The sequence below is a fragment of the Chloracidobacterium sp. D genome (assembly GCF_018304685.1).
In the GTDB taxonomy this organism is placed as follows: Bacteria; Acidobacteriota; Blastocatellia; order Chloracidobacteriales; family Chloracidobacteriaceae; genus Chloracidobacterium; species Chloracidobacterium thermophilum.
The window spans coordinates 2,384,962-2,403,765 of the sequence record NZ_CP072634.1 but is presented as its reverse complement, the minus strand read 5'-3'; the positions used below and the strand labels follow the sequence as shown (position 1 = coordinate 2,403,765).

Genomic DNA, 18,804 nt, shown 5'->3' with positions numbered 1-18,804 from the left:
GACCTGGCGGCTGAGGGCTGGCTTTATCCAAGTTGCGTGTTCAAGCCGCAGACCGGGCAGAACACGTCGCTTTTCGAGATGACCGCATCGCAGTTGGGGCAACGAAGCCCCGTTTCTGCCAGCAACGGTGGCGGCAGGGCTGACCTGGCCGCCGGCCGGTCCATCGGATGCCCACACTGGTAACAGAACCGCGCCTGGGGATCGACCTGCCCGGCACCACAGGCCGGACAGACCGGCAGTACCACCGCGCCACCCGTCGGCGGCGGGCCGGGGCTGTCCGCCGGAGACCACGCCCGGCCCGGCACGTCATCGGGCGGCATCGGACGCATCCAGTAGCTGCCGTCCAGCAGGGACGCATAGGCACCGGTTTCCGCCCACTGCTTGATTTCCCTGGCGCGTACGGCCGGGAAGGCATGCGTGCGCCGGTACACCTGCAAAAACTTGTACACCCGGCTGAGCAGGTCGCGGTCGAGTTCTTCGTAGGCCTCAGCCTGACGCAGGAATTCCTCGACGTTGAGCTGGTCGAAAACCGCCCGACTCCCCCCGGCCAGCTTCAGCAGCAGCGTCAGGTAGGTGTCCAGGTCCTGAACCACCAGCAGCCCCGCCCGGTCACAGGAAAGTTCAGCCTTGCGGTCCCATTCATACAGCGCCAGCAGAAGACCCGTTCCCACCAGCGAGCCAAGCCCAAAGGTCGCTTCCCCAATCCGCTCGATGATGATCGAGAGGAAGTTGGCCATCATCTTGTACAGCACGTGGCCGCACTTGATATGACCCAGTTCATGAGCAATGACACCCAGCAGCTCGTCCTCCGACAGAAAATCCACCAGCCCGGACTGAAGTACGATGAAGGGCTGTTCCGTCCCAAACGTGTAGGCGTTGAGAATCGGGTCCTGGTCGAGATACAGCTCCGGCTCCGGCAGGGCCAGAATAGCGCAGGCTTCACGGAGCAGGTCGTGAATGCGCTTGCACTGCCGGGGCGTGACGCGCACGTTGTCGGCGATGTTCGTCACCCGGAACCAGCGTTCCCAGCCATATTCGTTCAGTTTGCGAATGATGAAGTCCAGCCCCCGCGCCTGCTTGACGGCATCCAGGGCCGCCACGTCCAGTGGGTGCTGAAAGTCGGCTGCCCGCAGCCTGGGCAAACGGATGCGTTCCCGTCGTGGCGCTGTCATGGTCGGCCTCGCTGTGAAATGGCTGCCCGTGGGGCAGACTGCCCGGCGAAGCGCCGGGCGCACGTAACCTATAGCACAGGCGACACCAAAAACGACGGAGCGCCACCTGTGACAGGCGGCGCTCCGCGCAAAGCGCATGCCCCTCGCTGGGGAAGAGGGTCAAAAGCTGGCTATACGGCTGCTCGGGCTTGCCGTAAAATTTCTTCCATCCGGTCTTTCAGGTACAGCTTACGACGTTTGAGCAGGGCGGATTCTTCCAGTTCATCGGGGCGGGGATGAGGCAGCGCCAGAATTTCCTGTAAGCGGGCATCGGCGCGCTGGTGTTCACGGACGAGGCTGCGATACTCCGCGTTGGTTTGGAACAGATGTTGTTTGAGCGACTCCAACGTGGCAAGGCTCATAGGTGTATTCTCCTTGGTGAGAACTGCATAGGACGATCGCGATGGTCATCGAAACCAGGACAGGGTGCAAACCAGCGAGGGACGAGAGAAGGTTTCGTGAAGCGGTGAGGTTTCAAATGTATTACGCGGCATTTTCAAACGCAAGTGAGTGTCTGTGGTGATACGCTCCCTGTCGTCACGTACGTTGTGGCTGTCGCTGGGGCTGACCGTCCTGCTCGTGGCCGCGGCCGGGGTGTGGTTCTGGTGGTCGGCCCGGCAATCCGTCCGGGAAGTACGGCTGGCGGCGGCCGCGGCCGGGCAGCCGGACATCCGTTCGCTGCCGCTCTCTGCGCCGGACACCAGCGGTGTTGTGCTCTGGCTCGACACTTCCGACATCCACGCGCTGGTGGAGTTTCGCGGACAGCTCTACGCCGCAACCGACGGCGGGCTGCTGATTCTGTCCGCCGATGGCAGGATAGTCCGCCAGCTTACGCCGGCTGACGGCCTGCCCGACCACGCCCTGACAGCGCTGGCCGTCTTTCGTGATCGGCTCTTTATCGGGACGCGCGCGGCGGGCCTGCTCGAATACGACGGCACCAAACTCATCCGGCACGAGTTTCGCCGTCCGCCGGCCGTCCACGTCAGTTGTCTGCTGGCTACGCCAGACTACCTGATCATCGGGCTGCTCGACGGCGGCCTGTATGACTTCGACGGCAGCGTGTTCGCCCAACGCTTTCAGCCGTCGCAGGCGACGCGGATGACCGGCATCACCGCGCTGCATGCCCAGGGGACGCGCCTGTACGTCGGCACACTGGCGCAGGGGCTGTTCATCTGGCGGGAGGGCAGTCTGCAACACCTGCCTCCGGCAAGCGGGCTGCCCTCCCCCCACGTGACAGACTTTGCTTGGCATGACGGGCATCTGTACGTGGCAACCGACGCCGGCATCGCGCGGCTGACGCGCGACGAACAGCTCGAACTGGTTTCGCGCCAGGCCAACGTCTGCTCGCTGGCCGTGCATCAGGGCAAACTCTACGCCGGTCTGGTGGTTGGCGGCGTGGTCGAAGTCCAGCCGATGACAGAAGCCATGTTGCGCGCCGCGCGCCTGTCTCCCGCCCAGGCGTCGGCGAAGGCACCCCGTCAGGTCAGGTTGGCCGTTGTCGGCGAGCGGCTGCTGGCGCTCACGCCAGACGGAGTGCAGGTGGTGTCTCCCAAAGCCAATGGCGGTTTTGAATGGGAGCGGTTTGACCGTCCGGGAAGTCCGAGGCAACGTCTGAAGTCCGGCCATGTGACCAGCCTGGCCTTTGATGCCACCGGACGGCTCTGGGTCGGCACGTTCGAGCAGGGGCTGGACATTCTGGACCCCGAAACCGGCGACGTGCTGCGCCACGTGCAGGATGAAACCGTACGCGAAATCAACTACCTGTGCGCCACGTCGCGTCTGTCGCCGATGCTGGCGGCAACCTCGCAGGGAATTGTGGCTTTTGAGTCCAACGGCCGCGTGGTACGGCGCTACGATACCGCCTCGTCCATGCTGATCGGCAATGCCGTCTCACACCTGTGTCCGGTCAATGGCGGAAGCGGCCCGGCGGCGCTGGCTGTGGCCACAGCCAAGGGACTGACCCTCTGGCAGGATGGCATCGGCCGCAGTCTGACAGCCTTTCACGGGCTTCCAAGCAACTACCTGTACTGCTGCGCCGTGCATGATGGCCGGCTCTACATCGGGACGCTCGGCGGACTGGCAAAACTCGACGGGCTGCGCGTGGTGCGGACGTGGCGCACCGACAACGCGGAACTTCCCGCCAACTGGATTAGCGCCCTTCTGAGTGTGGACGGCCTGCTCTACATCGGGACCTACGGCGGCGGCGTCTGTGCCCTGCATCCGAATGGTGACATAGTGCGCTTTCCTGAAACGAAAGGCATCGAAGTCAACCTCAACGCCATAGCGACGGATGGCGAGCGGCTGTACGTCGGAACACTCGACCGTGGTCTGCTGGTGTATGACCTTCGGCGGCGGCAATGGCATATCTGGCAGAGCGGGCTGCCTTCGGCCAACGTCACGGCGCTGGCGGTTCGTCCCGACGCCCTGTTTGTGGGGACGACCGGCGGCCTGGCCCGCATTGAAAAGTATCGTTTTGAGTAGGCGGCTGTGCGTGGCAGCCGCCCTGTACCGGATGGAGAAAACGACCGATGCGCGCTTTTCTGGCCCTTGCGCCTGACCCTGCCGCCCAGACCGTGCTGTGCCGTTACCAACGGCGGCTGGCGCAGGCTTCATGGGCGCACCAGGTGAAATGGGTGGCGGAAACCAACCTGCACCTGACGATTCGCTTTCTGGGCGAGGTGACGCCGGCGGTGCAGGCGGAGCTGGTCGGCCGGTTGGAAGCGGCACTTTCCCGACCTGGCGCGCCGGGGCGTCTGGAGCTGGAACTGACCGAGCCGCGCTGGTTTCCCTCGGCGCGGCAGCCCCGGACACTGGCCTGTCTTGTGCCGGAAACACCGCCGCTGATGGCGCTGGCGGCGCTGGCCGAAGCCAGCGCCCGCGATGCCGGACTGACCCCCGAAGAAAGACCTTTCCGCGCGCACATCACCCTGGGACGGATGCGCCCGACCCTGACCGTCTCCCCGAAACTGGATATTGCTCCGGCCCGAACCGGTTTCCGGGCCGATGCACTCGTGCTCTACCAGAGCACCCTGACGCCGGCAGGGCCCATCTACACCGAACAGCAACGCTTTCTGCTGGTCGGCCCGCGCCAGACATCTGACGACCCCTCTGAGGGGTGAGCGGTCAAAACGCCGCCAGAATGCCGGGGTGTCGCTGGCTGGACATCCCCGGCAGACAGGTTGTTCCGGTTGGGGAGTTCCGGTTCAGAGCGTGCCGCGCGCAGCCTGGTCGCGCTCGATGGCCTCGAACAGTGCCTTGAAATTGCCCTTGCCGAAACTTTCGCTGCCCTTGCGCTGGATGATCTCGAAAAACACCGTCGGCCGGTCCTGAACCGGCTTGGTGAAAATCTGAAGCAGGTAGCCCTGGTCATCCCGGTCAATGAGGATGTTGAGATCGCGCAGCACGGCGAGGTCTTCTTCGATGTTGCCGACCCGTTCCGTGATGGTGTCGTAGTAGGTTGCCGGGACGCTCTGCAACTCCACGCCGTTGTCCCGCAACCGGGACACGGCCCCGATGATGTCCGGCGTGGCAATGGCGATGTGCTGGACGCCGGGCGAGCCGTAAAAATCCACGTATTCCTCGATTTGAGACCGCTTTTTGCCTTCGGCCGGCTCGTTGATGGGCAGTTTGATGGCCAGGTTCGGGCTTGCCATCACCTTTGACCGCAGCGCCGTGTATTCCGTCGAGATGTCTTTCTCGTCGAAGTGCCGGAACTGGAAGAAGCCGAAAATGTCTTCGTAGAACTTCACCCACGTTTCCATCTGGTGCCAGCCGACGTTGGCCACCACGTGGTCAATGCGGTGGAGAAAGCCGGTGTGCGGGGCCTTGACCAGACGCGGCACAAAGCCGGGCAGGAATGGGCCGGTGTAGTCGTCGCGGCCGACGAAACGGTGGATTGTGTCGCCATAGGCGGCAATTTCGGCGATATGCGCGATGCCGTGGTCATCACGCAGCGTTTCCGGCGCGCGATGCGCTGTCGCGCCACGTTCGACGGCCCGGGTGAAGTCCCCGACGACATCCGGGGTGCGAAAAGCTACGGCCTGAACACCATCGCCGTGCCGGCGGACGTGTTCGGCAACCGGGTGGTCCGGGGTGAGCGCGCCGGTGACGACCAGGCGAATCGTCCCGTGCTGGAGGGCGTATGATACGCAATCGTGCACGCCGGTTTCGGGGCCGCGGTAGGCCACAATGTCGAAGCCGAACGCCGTACGGTAGAAATGGGCCGCCTGCTTTGCATTGCCGACGTAAAACTCAACGTGGTCGAAATCCGCCACGGCCAGCGGCGCGCGCTCGTGCCGGGTTGCTTCTTTGGGTGCGGACATAGAATGATAACCCCCTGGAGAGCAGGTAAGAAAACGCACATTTGATTGTCATCCGGCCGGGCCCGATGTGCAAGGTGTTCCACGTCACAAAGGCATCGGAATGGTTTCACGCCCGGGCGGTTCTCGTTTAGAGTTGTGGCTGCGGTCGTTATCATCCGGCCCGCCACAAGTGTTCTGCCATGACGCACTCCCGATTGACCCACGCCGTTCAGGCGCTGATGCAGGCATATACGTCACCATCCGTGTTGCAGACCAACCACGGGTCACTTCCGTCACGCGATGCCATCATCAAGACCCTGCTGGATTTTCGGGAGCTGCTGCTTCCGGGTTACTATGGCATCGTGGCGCAGGCGGCCACACGGGAACGGGTCAGGGAGCTGGTGGAAGACATTGCTGCTGAGTTGCCGAAGCAGATTGCGCTGGCGCTGTGCCACGACCGGAAGCTGCCCAGGGAACACTGTGCGGAATGTTCGGATTGCCAGGCGGAAGCCGAGGCCATTGTGTGGGACCTGCTCGACCGGCTGCCGGCACTCCGGGAGATGCTGGCCGAAGATGTGGAGGCGGCATACCTGGGCGACCCGGCCGCGCATGACCACGATGAAGTGATTTTGAGCTATCCCTGTGTGCAGGCGATTTTTGTCCACCGCATCGCCCATGATCTGTTCGTCCGTGGCGTGCCGCTCATTCCGCGCATCATGTCCGAGTATGTTCACGGGCGAACGGGGATTGACATTCATCCCGGCGCACAGATTGGCCGGCGGTTCTTCATTGACCATGGCACAGGCGTGGTGATTGGGGAGACGACGGTCATTGGCAACAACGTCAAGCTGTACCAGGGCGTGACCCTGGGTGCGCTGTCGTTTCCCAAGGATGCCAACGGCTCGCTGGTCCGCCACATCAAGCGGCATCCGACCATCGAGGACGATGTGGTGATCTACGCCGGGGCCACCATTCTGGGCGGCGAGACCGTCATTGGACGGGGCAGCGTCATTGGCGGTAATGTGTGGCTGACGCACTCCGTCGCGCCCTACAGCAAGGTCGTCATCGAAGAACCCCACATACGGATTGTGACCCGTACAGAAACGGCGCGCACGACCTGAACGGCCTGGCGCGGCCACTGTGGCCACAGGGCGCGGCCGGCCGCCCGGAGCAACGACATGCAAGCTGGTTTGACAACTGGATTTCCCGGGAAACTGTTTATCGTCGAGGGAATTGATGGTTCGGGCAAAAGCACGCAACTTGATCTGTTGCACAAGTGGCTGATTGCCGAAGGATACTGCGTTTTTTTCAGCGCGTGGAACTCCTCGCCGCTCGTCAAAAAGACAACCAAGCTCGGCAAGGAAACCCATTCCCTTTCTCCGACCACGTTCAGTTTGATTCATGCGACGGACTTTGCTGACCGTACCGAACGCGAGATTGTTCCTCCACTTAAAGCTGGGGCGATTGTGCTGGCCGACCGCTACGTTTACACGGCCTTTGCCCGGGATTCCGTCCGGGGTAACGACCGCAACTGGGTCCGCAAGGTGTATGGTTTTGCCGTTCCACCAACCATCGGGTTCTATTTTCGTGTGCCGCTGGAAACGGCGCTGGACCGGATTCTGGTGGGACGGCCGGAGCTGAAATACTACGAAGCCGGTCTCGACATGGGATGGTCAGATGACCCCTATGAGTCGTTCCGCATCTTTCAGGGGAAGATACTGGAGGAATACGAACGGCTCGTGGAGGAGTATAATCTGACGGTCATTGACGCCACGCTTCCCATCACCGAACAGCAGCGGATTGTGCGCAGTCTGGTCAGGCCGCACCTGAAGGATGTTCTGCGCGATCCGCAGTTTCGCCGTCGCCGGCGGTGAGGGCTGCCGTGGCGGCCGTCCCGCGACGGTCAACGTTGGAGTACCTTATGACCAAGGTTCAGTTTTTTGGCGCCGGACTTCCGGGCTTTCAGGAAAAAGACCTGCCGGGCCGCCTGATTGTTCTCGAAGGCACGGATGGTGTCGGGCGCTCGACCCAGATTGCCCTGCTCAAGACCTGGCTTGAATCCTCCGGGTTTGCCGTCCTGGATACCGGACTGACACGCTCACTGCTTGCCGGGCGCGGTCTTAAGAAAGCCAAGGAAGGTCACACCCTTGGTGCCAGGACTATGGACCTGTTTTATGCGACCGACCTGGCCGACCGGCTGGAAAACCAGATGATTCCGGCGCTGCGGGCCGGGTTCATCGTCCTGACCGACCGCTATGTGTATTCACTGATGGCGCGTGCCATCGTGCGCGGCGCGGCGCTGGACTGGATTCAGAGCGTCTATGGTTTTGCCCTCAAGCCGGATGCGGTGTTGTACCTGAAGATTGACCTGGCGCATCTCATTCCACGGGTGCTGACGAGTACCGGCTTTGATTACTGGGAATCCGGGATGGATTTCCTGCCGGGTGATGACATGTACGACTGCTTCGTGCAGTACCAGACCCGGCTGCTGGCGACCTTCGATCAACTGGCGCGGCAGTATGATTTTGAGACGGTGGACGCGACCCAGACCGTCAACAAGGTGTTCAGCGTGTTGCAGCGCAAGATTCGGAGGGTACTGCCCAAGGTCGCCCCGGTTGTAGAGATACCGGCGGCTTTGAATCCGCCTTCCAAAGCCGGTGTTGCTGCGGCTGAAGCCGATCTGGAAGGTCGGCGCGAAGCTATCGTGTCGCTAAGTGAAGTCGAAGCCAGCAAGCTGAAAGGCATTACCGGAGCAGCGGCGGCTGACAACCACAAACCGTCGGCGGCGCGGCGCAGGACAGCGAAGAAATCCTGACGGGTTCCAATCCGGCGGTGTGGCGGAGGGCCAGGCGTCACTGAGGGGGTGATTCCGCGACCGGTGTCGCCACCAACCGAAAGCCGATGTTGCTGTCGCGTGCTTGGGGCAATTCTTTGCGCCCGCCCCTCGGACTGCACTGCTCTGCAGGGCTGTCATAGGCACCGCCGCGGATGAATCCGCCGGCACACCACTCCCAGACATTGCCAAACATGTCGTGCAGGCCAAACCCGTTGGCCTGTTTGCCGCCGACGGGACGGGGCCGCCCGCCCGAATTGGGCTGGTACCAGGCCACGGCGTCGAGACCAGGTGAACCGCTGCCCCGGGCGGCAAATTCCCACTCCTCGACGGTTGGCAGGCGGTACCGGAAGGAGCTGTTGCGTTCCAACTGGTTGAGCATCTCGATAAACTGCAAGACATCCTCCAGCGAAACGCGGTTGACCGGCACGGTGTCGCCCCGTTGGTAACTGGGGTTGTTGCCCATCACGGCGTACCACTGCTGCTGGGTGACTTCATACTTGCTGAAGTACAGGACCTGCCCGTTGAAGCGAAGTGGAATCATTTCCATGCCCAGGGTGTTGACCAGGGGACGGGAGGCCGGCGGCAATGGCACATTGGCCGGCTGCGTGGCTGGACTTGCTGGTGTTGTGGGGTTGGCTGGCTGCGTAGTGGAAGTTGCCGGTGTCGTCGAGGCGGACGGGCGTGTGGCAGGAGATGGTTTGCGAACGAGCTTGCGCTTGACCGGCTCTTTCCTGACCGGTTCTTTCCTGAAAGGGTTGTCGCCCTGTCCCCAAGCCCGGATGGTGAAGCCCAGATCGAGTCCCAGACTGAAACTGACACCAAATACGCAGGTAAGTACCCTGGTTACGGGATGGGTGATACACCATCGGGCAGGCATGGGCTGTGGAGTTTTTAGGGCATCAGTTCATTGGTTTTTGGACGGTGGCAGTTTCGACATCCCGCGCGCAGCGAAAACCCAGCGCCGGGTCGCGGGTGTCAGGTGGGACTTGGGTACGTTTTGTCGCCGCCGCATACTTGCCTGGCAGCGAAAACCCACCGCCGCGCACGATCTTGGTTCCAGGCACCGGCTTGCGGGCGCTTCCCGGATAGGGTGCGTCATCAGAGGCCGTCCATTCAGCGACATTCCCCGCCAAATCAAACACACCCTCCGGCGTCGCACCAGCCGGGAAACTGCCGACCGGTTCCGTATGCCCCACGTTGGTCTCGGCCGAGTTGAGCAGCCAGCGGTTGAACTCATTCCCCCAGGGGTAGCGGCGGCCTTCGGTTCCACGGGCGGCAAATTCCCACTCAGCTTCTGTCGGCAGGCGTTTCCCAGCCCAGGCAGCGTAGGCCCGGGCATCCTCCCAGGAAACATTACCTACGGGATAGTTGGCTTTGCTGACGGGATAGGTGCCGTTTTTCCAGTCCGGTGGTGCCGGGTGTCCCGTGGCTTTGACAAAGGCAGCGTAGGCGGCATTGGTCACTTCATATTTGTCAATAAAGAAAGGACTGACAATGACCTCGTGGGCGGGGACTTCATAGGGCTTAGCCGGGTCTTCCGCGCTCGGGCTGCCCATCCGAAAAACGCCACCTGGAATGAAAGCCATTCCTTCGGGAGGAATCACCGACAAGACTTGAGTCTCTTGGCTCAATGGCTGCTGTGTCGGTTTGGAAGTGGACTGACTTGTAGTGGGGATGAAAATCCACCACATCAACAGCCCGGCAGCAAGAAATAGTGCCAGTGCCAGAGTCAGGCTGAACAAAGGTAACAAGCGGCGCGTCGGCGGCTGGGAGAGCATTTGTATCGCCGGTGCTGCCTTGACGTGCGGTTGTGCTGCTGCATTTCTGCTGGTTGGTGCCAGGGATGGATCAGAGGTAGCTGACGGCACAGACACTGGAGACGGCTGCACTGCGGGTGATGGGGGTGGGGCAAAGGATTTTCCCGGCGATGAGAACAGGAAAAGAGTTTTCACCTCCACATCCTGAGCCGGTGGAATCTGTGCCAGCCAGTATGCCTTCTCTTCGGCAGGCACAGGAAGCGTCGGGATTTGAACGATAGCCAGCGCAAATTCCCGGGCTGATGAAAACCGTTCCTGCGGGTCGTCTCGGGTGGCCCGGTCCAAAAGATCGGCCAGCTCCTTGGAAATCTGTGGAGCCTTCCCACGCCAGTTGAGTTTCCTACTGCTTGGGTCCACAAGTGAAGTTGGGTCCACAAGTGAAGGCGGAGACTGATTGGTGGCATAGTGAATTGCTGTCATCCCCAAAGCATAGAGGTCGCTGGCAAAGACCGGGTATCCGTCGTCCTGCTCCTTTGGCATGTACTCTTTCGTTCCAGCCATGATAGTCCAGGCCTTCAAAGGGGTCACTACTTTGACTACACCAAAGTCAATGAGAACGACCTGCCCTGTGGTGCGGCGCAGCATGATGTTGTCCGGCTTGATGTCGCGGTGAATAATCGGGATAGGGCGTGTGTGGATGTAGTCCAGCACCCGGAGCGCCCCCAGGAGCAGATGCACCGTAGCCGCTTCCGTCTGGGGCCCTTCACGTTTCAGCTTTTGCGTGAGGGTCTCGCCGTCAATCCATTCCTGAACCAGGTAATGGCGCTCGTTCTCACTGAAGTAGGCATACAGTTCGGGAATGCCCCCCTGCGAACCGTAGCCCAGGCCTTGCAGCATGAGGGCTTCCTGTGCGAAGCGATTACGCACTTCATTGACCATCTTTGGGTCGCCGCTCCAGATCAGTTCCTTGACAACACACTTCCGGTTCAAGTGCGTGTCTGTGGCCAGATACGTTTTCCCGAACGAACCCTGGCCGAGTTCCTCACCCAGACGATACCGGTTTTGGAGAAGCGTCATGCCACGCTACCTCGCCGCACGTTGCGCCTTGTGCCAAGTCTCAGGTTTGCCTTCGCTTTTACAACGCGAAAAGCAAAACGGCAAGCAGCGCGCCGCACAGCGTGCAGACGAAGTTGACGGCTTCGTTGTCCAGGTAGCCGGCGTTTTCGGCCGTAGCGCCCAACAGACTGTCGATCAGATTGCCACCCATGCCCCCAATGGCAATGCACCAGGCGGCGCGGTGCAGATCGGTATCGGCAGCAGCGTAGGCCAGTGCGCCAAAGCCAATTGCCGTGAGCAATCCGGCGAGCAGACCGACGACCGACACCGCGCCATTGTCGCCAATCCGGGCGCGCCGCCAGGTCGTGATGGAGTAGGGCACGCCGCCATAGACCCGGCCGATTTCTCCGGCCACGGTGTCTGAAGCCGCCGCCGCAAATGAGCCAAGGACGGCAACCGTAAAGAGTCCGGCGTGGGGGGTCAGGACGACCAGGGGGGCACACAAGGCCGCAACGCCGGCATTGGCGACGGCATTGCGCCAGGTACGGATTTCCTGCGCCGTACGCTTGGCGCGCTTCTTCTCATAGCCGATTTTCGAGGCGACTGTGCCGACAATGAAAAACGCCATGAGTCCGCCCACTCCCAGCCAGCCCAGCGTTGCATAGAGGATCAGCGCAAAGCCAGCGCCGGTGAGCGCCCCTGACCAGTCCACGGATTTTGTCGCGCGGGCGACAAGCCCCAGAACGACGGCCAGCGCCAAGGCCAAGGGCAGCCGGGCAAGGACGCCGGCCTGGGCGGCCTGCCAGGCCGTCCAGTCGAGTTGGGTGGCCAGGAACAGCACGCCAGCCGCCGAACCGGCCACGAGGGGATTGTCGCAGATGTCGTAGGGCAGCGACTCCAGCAGCGCTGCCACGCCAGCGGCCGCCAGAATGACCAGGGCGAGTCCCAGTGGCGTGAAGGGATGGCCGCCTACCACGAGCACTGTGACGAGTGTGCCCAGCCATCCGAACAGGATGAATCCCAGTGTTCCGAAGAGGCTTTTCCGTGGATTCCACCACAGCTTCGGGCCGCGGATGCCCTGCCCACAGACCACCGCCATGCCATCCCCGTACGCCATCATGGCCCAGCCGCCGGCCACAACCCACAAGTCCTTCGGAAAGATCAGGGTGAGCACCACTACCGCTGCCGGGTAGGCGATGACGCCCACTGAGTAACCCTGCGCCTGCTCATGCGGGCGGAGCAGGCTGGGCATCCACTTGGGGAGTACCCAGGCCAGAGCCAACCCGGACAGCCCCATCAACAGGGTTTGCCAGAACGAAACGACGGCCAGGGCGAAAATCCCCATACCGACATGCACCAGCCGCCGGCGCATCTCCGAGCTGTCCGCTGCGCCGGCCAGCGACGCCGCGCGCCAGGCGGGATCGAAGACTTCCATGACGCATACTCACTTCAAAAGGAAAAGGCAGGGGACGCCAGTGCCACCTGCCTTCAACCTACTGAACTCGTCCCGGTCGGGCAAACCTTTGTACAGGCGTTGCCCCCGGTAAGGAAAAGCCTCAGTTGAGAAACATAAGCATTTTGACGAAGAGCTTTGGCACATAGTTACCAAAAGCCCCGATCAGGCAAATTGCCAGCAAAACCCCAAACCACGCCCAGGCAACCTTGCTGATGTCTTCCATGGCGACTCCCTCCATGACTTGCAGTGTTCAAGTGTGGGACGCTTGTTGAACCCATGCTAACACAGTCCATCCGTAGGAAAGACGCCCTTTTTCCCGGACACTTGTGTTACAAGACAGTCCGGCCCGCAGGGCATTTCCCGGTGGCCGCACCTTGGACCAAAATGGAAAACTGTCAATGACAACTGCAAATCTGACCGGAAAGACGCTGTTCATTACCGGCGCCAGCCGTGGGATTGGGCTGGCCATTGCCCTCCGGGCTGCACGCGATGGCGCCCGCATCGCCATTGCCGCCAAAACGGCCGAACCTCACCCGAAGCTGCCCGGAACTGTCTATACGGCAGCAGCGGAAATTGAAGCCGCTGGCGGAAAAGCCCTGCCGCTTGTCGTGGACATTCAGGACGAAAACCAGGTGGCCGCAGCCGTGGCGCAGACGGTCGAAACCTTCGGCGGCATTGATATTCTGGTCAACAACGCCAGCGCCATCAGCCTGACCCCGACGCTGCAAACGCCCATGAAGCGGTATGACCTGATGCACCGGATCAACACCCGTGGCACGTTCGTCTGCTCGCAGGCGTGCCTGCCGCACCTGTTCAAGGCGGACAATCCGCATATCCTCAACATCTCACCGCCGCTCAATATGGAAGCCCGGTGGTTTGCGCCCCACGTGGCCTACACCATGGCCAAGTACGGGATGAGTATGTGCGTGCTGGGCATGGCCGAGGAGTTTCGTGAACAGGGCGTGGCGGTCAATGCGCTGTGGCCGCGCACAGCGATTGCTACGGCTGCCGTCCGCAACCTGCTCGGTGGCGACGAGACGATTCGGCGCTGCCGGAAGCCGGAAATCATGGCCGATGCCGCCTATGCCATTCTGACCCAGCCGAGCCGCGCCTGCACGGGCAACTTCTTCATTGACGAAGACGTTTTGCGGAGCGCTGGCGTTACCGACTTCACGCCCTACGCCGTAGATGCTTCAGCCGAGCTGCTGCCGGACTTTTTCATCTGAACTCGATTGCTTGGATACTAACCATGCTTCGCCTGACGATTCGCCAAGTCATCTGGTTGGTCATTGCAGCTTCCATTATTGGCGGCGGTGGCATTACAGTTGCGGCCTACTTCACCGCCAAATGGCTCGATGCCCGGCAGACACCGCCGCCCCTGCCTTCCACGGTCAATTCCGGCTCCGAGCCGCTGCCGGAGGCGTCCGCCCCGCAGCTTGAAGCGGATGAGCGCAACAACATCAGCGTGTACGAGCGGGTCAGCCCCGGCGTGGTCAACATCAACACGACCTCGTTTGTCGAAGACTTCTTCTTCGGCGCATATCCCCAGCAGGGAAGCGGGTCGGGCTCGATCATTGACACCAAAGGTCACATCCTGACCAACTACCACGTCATCGAGGGGGCCAGCCGGCTGGATGTCACCCTGGCAGACAACACTTCCTACCCGGCAACGGTCGTTGGAGCGGACCCGGACAATGACCTGGCCATCATCCGCATCCAGGCGCCGCCGGAGCGCCTGCGCGTCGTGCCGCTAGGGTCGTCACGTAATTTGAAAGTCGGCCAGAAGGTGCTGGCCATTGGCAATCCGTTTGGGCTGAACCTGACCCTCACCTCGGGCATTATCAGCGCCCTGGGACGGCCGCTCCGCAGTGAGAATGGGCGTACCATCGAGAATGTCATCCAAACGGATGCGTCCATCAATCCCGGCAACTCCGGCGGGCCGCTGCTCAACTCAGCCGGCGAGATGATTGGCATCAATACGGCAATTTATTCCCCGCGCGGAGGCAGCGTCGGCATCGGTTTTGCCGTTCCGGTAGATATTGCCAAGCAGATTATCCCCGACCTGCTCGAATATGGCCGGGTACGCCGTCCGTGGTTGGGGATTACCGGAACGTATCAGCTCAACGCCCGGCTGGCGCAGCGGCTGAACCTGCCGGTCAGTGAGGGGCTGATTCTGACAGGCCTGGCACCGCGCGGCCCGGCCGCACAGGCGGGCCTGTATGCCAGTGACCGGGTCATCCAGCGGGGTGGACAGATTATCGTTGGGGATGTGCTGGTCAAAGTGGGTGACGTACCCATCAGGTCCAATGAGGATTTGTACCGTTCGCTCCGGGAGAGAAAAATTGGCGAAACTATCCCCGTGACCATCGTGCGCACCGGGCAGACACTGACGGTCAATGTGACGTTGCAGGAGAGGCCGTACGGATAGAGCGCCAGTTCAGGAAGCGCTGCCGGAAAAGCACAGCGGACCGAAAAAAGGCGATGTCAACGGCTGTGTTGCCGTGACATCGCCCGTGTGATGCGTTCATGGAACGTCGTGGGCCTTTCGCTAGGGGTGAAGTGGTGAACCCGGCTCGTTGGTGGCTGCCTTCAGCCTGTCTGGTCTCCCGTGTTTCAAGGCGAAAGGTTCAGGCCGCGGTTGGCGGCACGTACTTGACGGCTGGTTTGGTACAGGCTGGTGCCGCGACTGGCGGCGTGACCTGGGCCGTGACCTGAGCGCGGACGAAGCAATCCCGGCAGAGCACCGGGCGCCCCTGCGTTGGTAAAAATGGCACGGTCGTCTGGATACCGCACTCCGCACATTCCACTTCGACCTGGATGCGCGGACGACTCCCATCCGTCGCCATCATGCTGAGCAGTTGATTGAAACGCTCATTCTTGCGTGTTTTGCACGGCTTGCACCGCTTGGGTGCATTTTTCAAACCCTTGTCAAAGAAAAATTGTTGCTCGCCAGCGGTGAAGACGAAAGGCGCGCCACACTCGACACAGTTGAGGTGGATGTCTTCAAACACCGGCGTAAGTGCTTTGTCCTCAGCTTCCATGATCCAGTTGCTCCTTCGTGCGTGTCTCCCTCCTGCCGCAAGATGCGGGGCGCGGGTGGTTTTACCCTGACCGATACTGCTGCGTGTTCCACCGCACGTTCTTCAGCAGCCTCCGGCGCTGTGAAAAGAGACAACCCTCCGCTGCCGCGACCGGTTGGTGGTGCGTTCCCCTTGCTCACCCTTGGATGAATCTGTGAAATCTTTTCTGGACAGAGAGTTATCTATTGAAGGCTAAAGTAAGTGTCAAGCCCTCTTTTGCGCTCACATCCGGCAGCGAAGCGCTGTATCCGTGGCAAATTGTTGAGAAACTTTGAGTTATCCTTCTTTATAGGTTGAAATCTTTTTTTTTGTTTGGTTTAGTTGATGAGAGCTAGTGTAGCTTCTCACAGGTTGTTTACAGTCACCTGTGGAAGCTTTGTGGAACCTGCGAGTGGCGAGCGGTGAGTGGTAGCGAGTGGTAGGGGCAGTTCCCGGAACTGCCCGTACGGCTTGAACGCGCCGGCTTCGGGTGGATGAAGAACAGCGGATACACCGGCGCTGCACGGGTTTGTCTTGACACCTTGCAGGAGGGACAACAAGATGCGTGCGCATCAAAGGACGGTTTCTGTGTTTTACCCAAAGGGCAGCATCCTAACCGGTGGCTGCTGGCTTGATTACCTTGGCTGAAGCCGTCGGTTGATGCCGGTTGCGCGGTGCTCACAAGGTGGCAACGGGTGCAACCAAAGCTTGTTACCCGAAGTCAGAAACTCATACCGGGGAATCACTAAAACCCACACAGGAGAAACACAGGACTCATGAAGCCCATCAAACACGCTGAGAAGGCGTTGTCAAAGCTCGCAGGAGGGCTGTTTGAAGCCATACAGTCAGTCAACAAGTACCGCCCAGCCCCTTCCTTCACCCCCAAGTGGTCTGACAAGCCCATGCTCAAGTCGTGGCAGAAAACCAAGCCGACGCTCGGCTGGCCACGGACAACCGACTCGCTCTGCCCGAAGTGTGTCAAGGAGGCGCGCGAGAAAATTCTGAGCGGTGAGGTGGATTACACCATTCTCATCAATGAGCGAGTGGGGGAAATCAAGGCCCAGATCGTCAAGCGCCACAACCCGGAGACCGGGCGGGACGAAGTCTGGATGGAGAAAGAATGCCCAATTCATGGCCGCTTTGAGGACCTGATGGCCATTGACGCCAATTTTCTGGCTCATATCGAATCGCAGTTTCCGGGACGTGACATTGACGCCCACAACGACGCCGGGCTGCACAACCACGGCACAAGTTCCATCAAGCACGGACGCGGTTCCGTACTGACCATTGACCTGACCAACCGCTGCAACATGATGTGCGACCCGTGCTTTATGGACGCCAACCAGGTTGGCTTTGTCCATGAACTGTCCCTGGAGGAAGTCAAGGAAATTCTCGACAACGCCATCCGCATCAAGCCACGGCGGCAGATGTCGGTGCAGTTTTCCGGCGGCGAGCCAACCTTGTCGCCTCACTTCTTTGAGGCCATCCGGTATGCCCGTGAGTTGGGGTACAACAGCGTCCAGTGCGCCACCAACGGCATCGAGTTTGCCAAAAGCAAGGAGTTCTGCCGCAAGGCGGCCGAAGCCGGCCTGCGGTATGTCTATCTCCAGTTCGACGGCATCGGCAACGACGCCAACAGCCATCGGCAGGTGGGGAACCTGTTTGATGTGAAGCTCCGGGCGATTGAAAACCTGCACGAAGCCGGCGTGGAAATCGTGCTCGTCGTCACGCTGGTCAACGGTGTCACCAACGATCAGGTGGCCCCGGTGATTCGTTTCGCGCTGGACAATCCCAAGAAAATTGCCTTCATCTCCTTCCAGCCGGTTTCCTTTACCGGACGCGACGAGGACATCACCGACGAGCGGCGGCTGCGCCAGCGCTACACGCTTTCGCACCTGGCCTACGATGTCAAAGAACAGGTTGGCATCACGGAACCAACCCGCGACTGGTTTCCCATCTCCGTCATGAGCACGATTGCCGACTTTGCCGATCTGGCCCATGGACCGGAAGCCCAGTTCGGTCATCTGAGCTGCGGCTGCCATCCCAACTGCGGCGTTGGGACGGCCGTGATGATTGACAAGGAAACCAAAGAGATGGTGCCGGTGCCGGAGTTCATCAATGTGCCGCAGCTTCTCAAGGATATGCAGGCGATTACGGATGCCGGGCGGGGGCGTGTTTTCTCGTCGTTTATGATGGCCCTGTCGCTGCTGCGCAACTATGATCCCTACAAGTCGCCGACGCACTTCACACTCAAGGCTCTGCTGGAAAAATTTGACAAGTCGCTGGGCATTTCCGGGCGCGACTACGGCAGTGTCAAGGGCAACCGGACACGGGAAGATATTGAGAAGCGCCGGCGTGACCGGTGGAACTTCCTGTTCATCGCCGGCATGTGGTTCCAAGACCTGTTCAACTATGACTTCCGCCGGACCGAGATGTGCATCATCCCTTACGGCACTCAGGAAGGTGAGATTTCCTTCTGCGCCTACAACACGGGGGTTGGCTGGCGGAACATCATCGAGGATATGCACAAAAACGCCACGGTGGCGAAGTGGTACAAGGAGCACGGCAAGCACGAAATCTACGCCAAGGGGCGGAATGTCGAGCTGCCGGATGGGCCCTGCACCCTCAACGTCAATCCTGAAGACGCGGCGCGTGTGCGTCCACGTGACGGCGAAGTGCCGATGACCGCAGCCGAAGAAAAGCGGATGATGGAAAAACTTTTCCGCGAGAAAGTGCTCGGCATCAGGAACGGCGAGACCAAGCTCGTGCAGCTTGGGCGTGCCAAAAAGTCTGCAATCAACGGCGCTGGCGCGACCGCCAAGGGGGCTGTCAACGGGAACGGAGTAAGCGCCGTCGCCGCCGGGCAAGCATCTGCGCCCGTTGCGGCGGTCGCTACGGCAACTGGCAGCAACGGTCGCCCGGCTGCAAAGTAACTGCCGGCAGCCATACCATCCTTAGGAGACCGGGGCGGGGGACAGTCCTCCGCCCTTTTTCGTGCCCGTCATCATCTCCAGTTGGGGGCAGCAGGTTCACCGGCCGCCCGGCCCGCAAATGACGCCGAATGGGCAGCGTAAGTTTTCTAACACATTCAGAATCATATACTTGCAACGGAAAAAAGGCGGAAAGAA

At 60.9% G+C, this 18,804-nt stretch carries 16 protein-coding genes; 8 read left to right on the top strand and 8 right to left on the bottom strand.

The genetic code is table 11. The annotated features are described in order from the left end of the window. Positions 1-23 precede the first annotated feature (23 nt). Together J8C01_RS10170 and J8C01_RS10165 are read right to left on the bottom strand one after the other, a co-directional pair. On the bottom strand, positions 24-1,172 hold the full coding sequence (locus J8C01_RS10170) for a M48 family metallopeptidase (protein WP_211431838.1): 1,149 nt from the start codon (positions 1,170-1,172) through the stop codon (positions 24-26). A 170-nt stretch (positions 1,173-1,342) separates the two neighbouring features. Then, entirely contained in the window at positions 1,343-1,573 is a 231-nt protein-coding gene (locus J8C01_RS10165) for a DUF465 domain-containing protein (RefSeq protein ID WP_211431837.1), read from the bottom strand. A gap of 154 nt (positions 1,574-1,727) precedes the next feature. Here J8C01_RS10165 and J8C01_RS10160 point away from each other — a divergent pair, with 154 nt between their 5' ends. Both J8C01_RS10160 and thpR read left to right on the top strand, forming a co-directional pair. Then, complete coding sequence (locus J8C01_RS10160; protein ID WP_211431836.1) at positions 1,728-3,692, top strand: ligand-binding sensor domain-containing protein; 1,965 nt, start codon at positions 1,728-1,730, stop codon at positions 3,690-3,692. 47 nt (positions 3,693-3,739) lie between these two features. Beyond that, entirely contained in the window at positions 3,740-4,330 is a 591-nt protein-coding gene (gene thpR / locus J8C01_RS10155; RefSeq protein ID WP_211431835.1) for an RNA 2',3'-cyclic phosphodiesterase, read from the top strand. 84 nt (positions 4,331-4,414) lie between these two features. Here the strand turns inward: thpR and hppD are convergent, their stop codons facing one another. Then, the gene (gene hppD / locus J8C01_RS10150) at positions 4,415-5,533 is read right to left on the bottom strand and encodes a 4-hydroxyphenylpyruvate dioxygenase (protein ID WP_211431834.1); all 1,119 of its coding nucleotides are present in this window, start codon (positions 5,531-5,533) and stop codon (positions 4,415-4,417) included. Positions 5,534-5,712: 179 nt separating this feature from the next. On the opposite strand from hppD, the gene epsC reads away from it, so the two are divergent. The 3 genes from epsC to J8C01_RS10135 are packed head-to-tail and all read left to right on the top strand — an operon-like array spanning position 5,713 to position 8,327. Further along, complete coding sequence (gene epsC / locus J8C01_RS10145; protein WP_249355445.1) at positions 5,713-6,633, top strand: serine O-acetyltransferase EpsC; 921 nt, start codon at positions 5,713-5,715, stop codon at positions 6,631-6,633. Positions 6,634-6,690: 57 nt separating this feature from the next. Beyond that, complete coding sequence (locus J8C01_RS10140; protein ID WP_211431833.1) at positions 6,691-7,386, top strand: dTMP kinase; 696 nt, start codon at positions 6,691-6,693, stop codon at positions 7,384-7,386. 47 nt (positions 7,387-7,433) lie between these two features. Then, positions 7,434-8,327 (top strand): dTMP kinase, encoded by an 894-nt coding sequence (locus J8C01_RS10135; RefSeq protein ID WP_211431832.1) that lies wholly within the window; start codon positions 7,434-7,436, stop codon positions 8,325-8,327. A gap of 37 nt (positions 8,328-8,364) precedes the next feature. Here the strand turns inward: J8C01_RS10135 and J8C01_RS10130 are convergent, their stop codons facing one another. The 4 genes from J8C01_RS10130 to J8C01_RS15515 form a co-directional block, all read right to left on the bottom strand. After that, on the bottom strand, positions 8,365-9,225 hold the full coding sequence (locus J8C01_RS10130) for a formylglycine-generating enzyme family protein (RefSeq protein WP_211431831.1): 861 nt from the start codon (positions 9,223-9,225) through the stop codon (positions 8,365-8,367). 22 nt (positions 9,226-9,247) lie between these two features. Further along, positions 9,248-11,182 carry a bifunctional serine/threonine-protein kinase/formylglycine-generating enzyme family protein gene (locus tag J8C01_RS10125; protein WP_211431830.1) on the bottom strand — a complete coding sequence of 645 codons (1,935 nt, stop codon included), beginning with the start codon at positions 11,180-11,182 and terminating at the stop codon, positions 9,248-9,250. Between the two features lie 58 nt (positions 11,183-11,240). Next, positions 11,241-12,596 (bottom strand): DUF92 domain-containing protein, encoded by a 1,356-nt coding sequence (locus J8C01_RS10120; protein WP_211431829.1) that lies wholly within the window; start codon positions 12,594-12,596, stop codon positions 11,241-11,243. Between the two features lie 121 nt (positions 12,597-12,717). Further along, positions 12,718-12,840: a hypothetical protein gene (locus J8C01_RS15515; protein WP_256444015.1), complete on the bottom strand. Its 123-nt coding sequence runs from the start codon at positions 12,838-12,840 to the stop codon at positions 12,718-12,720. Between the two features lie 175 nt (positions 12,841-13,015). Between J8C01_RS15515 and J8C01_RS10115 the strand changes: the two genes are divergently transcribed. Together J8C01_RS10115 and J8C01_RS10110 are read left to right on the top strand one after the other, a co-directional pair. Continuing rightward, positions 13,016-13,843, top strand: a complete 828-nt coding sequence (locus J8C01_RS10115; RefSeq protein ID WP_014100524.1) for an SDR family oxidoreductase — start codon at positions 13,016-13,018, stop codon at positions 13,841-13,843. Positions 13,844-13,866: 23 nt separating this feature from the next. After that, a complete protein-coding gene (locus tag J8C01_RS10110; RefSeq protein ID WP_014100523.1) occupies positions 13,867-15,045 on the top strand; it encodes a S1C family serine protease in 1,179 nt (392 codons plus the stop codon). A 199-nt stretch (positions 15,046-15,244) separates the two neighbouring features. Here the strand turns inward: J8C01_RS10110 and J8C01_RS10105 are convergent, their stop codons facing one another. Continuing rightward, complete coding sequence (locus J8C01_RS10105) at positions 15,245-15,658, bottom strand: zinc-ribbon domain containing protein (RefSeq protein WP_014100522.1); 414 nt, start codon at positions 15,656-15,658, stop codon at positions 15,245-15,247. 794 nt (positions 15,659-16,452) lie between these two features. Between J8C01_RS10105 and J8C01_RS10100 the strand changes: the two genes are divergently transcribed. Then, positions 16,453-18,609: a radical SAM protein gene (locus tag J8C01_RS10100; RefSeq protein ID WP_014100521.1), complete on the top strand. Its 2,157-nt coding sequence runs from the start codon at positions 16,453-16,455 to the stop codon at positions 18,607-18,609. Positions 18,610-18,804 lie beyond the last annotated feature (195 nt).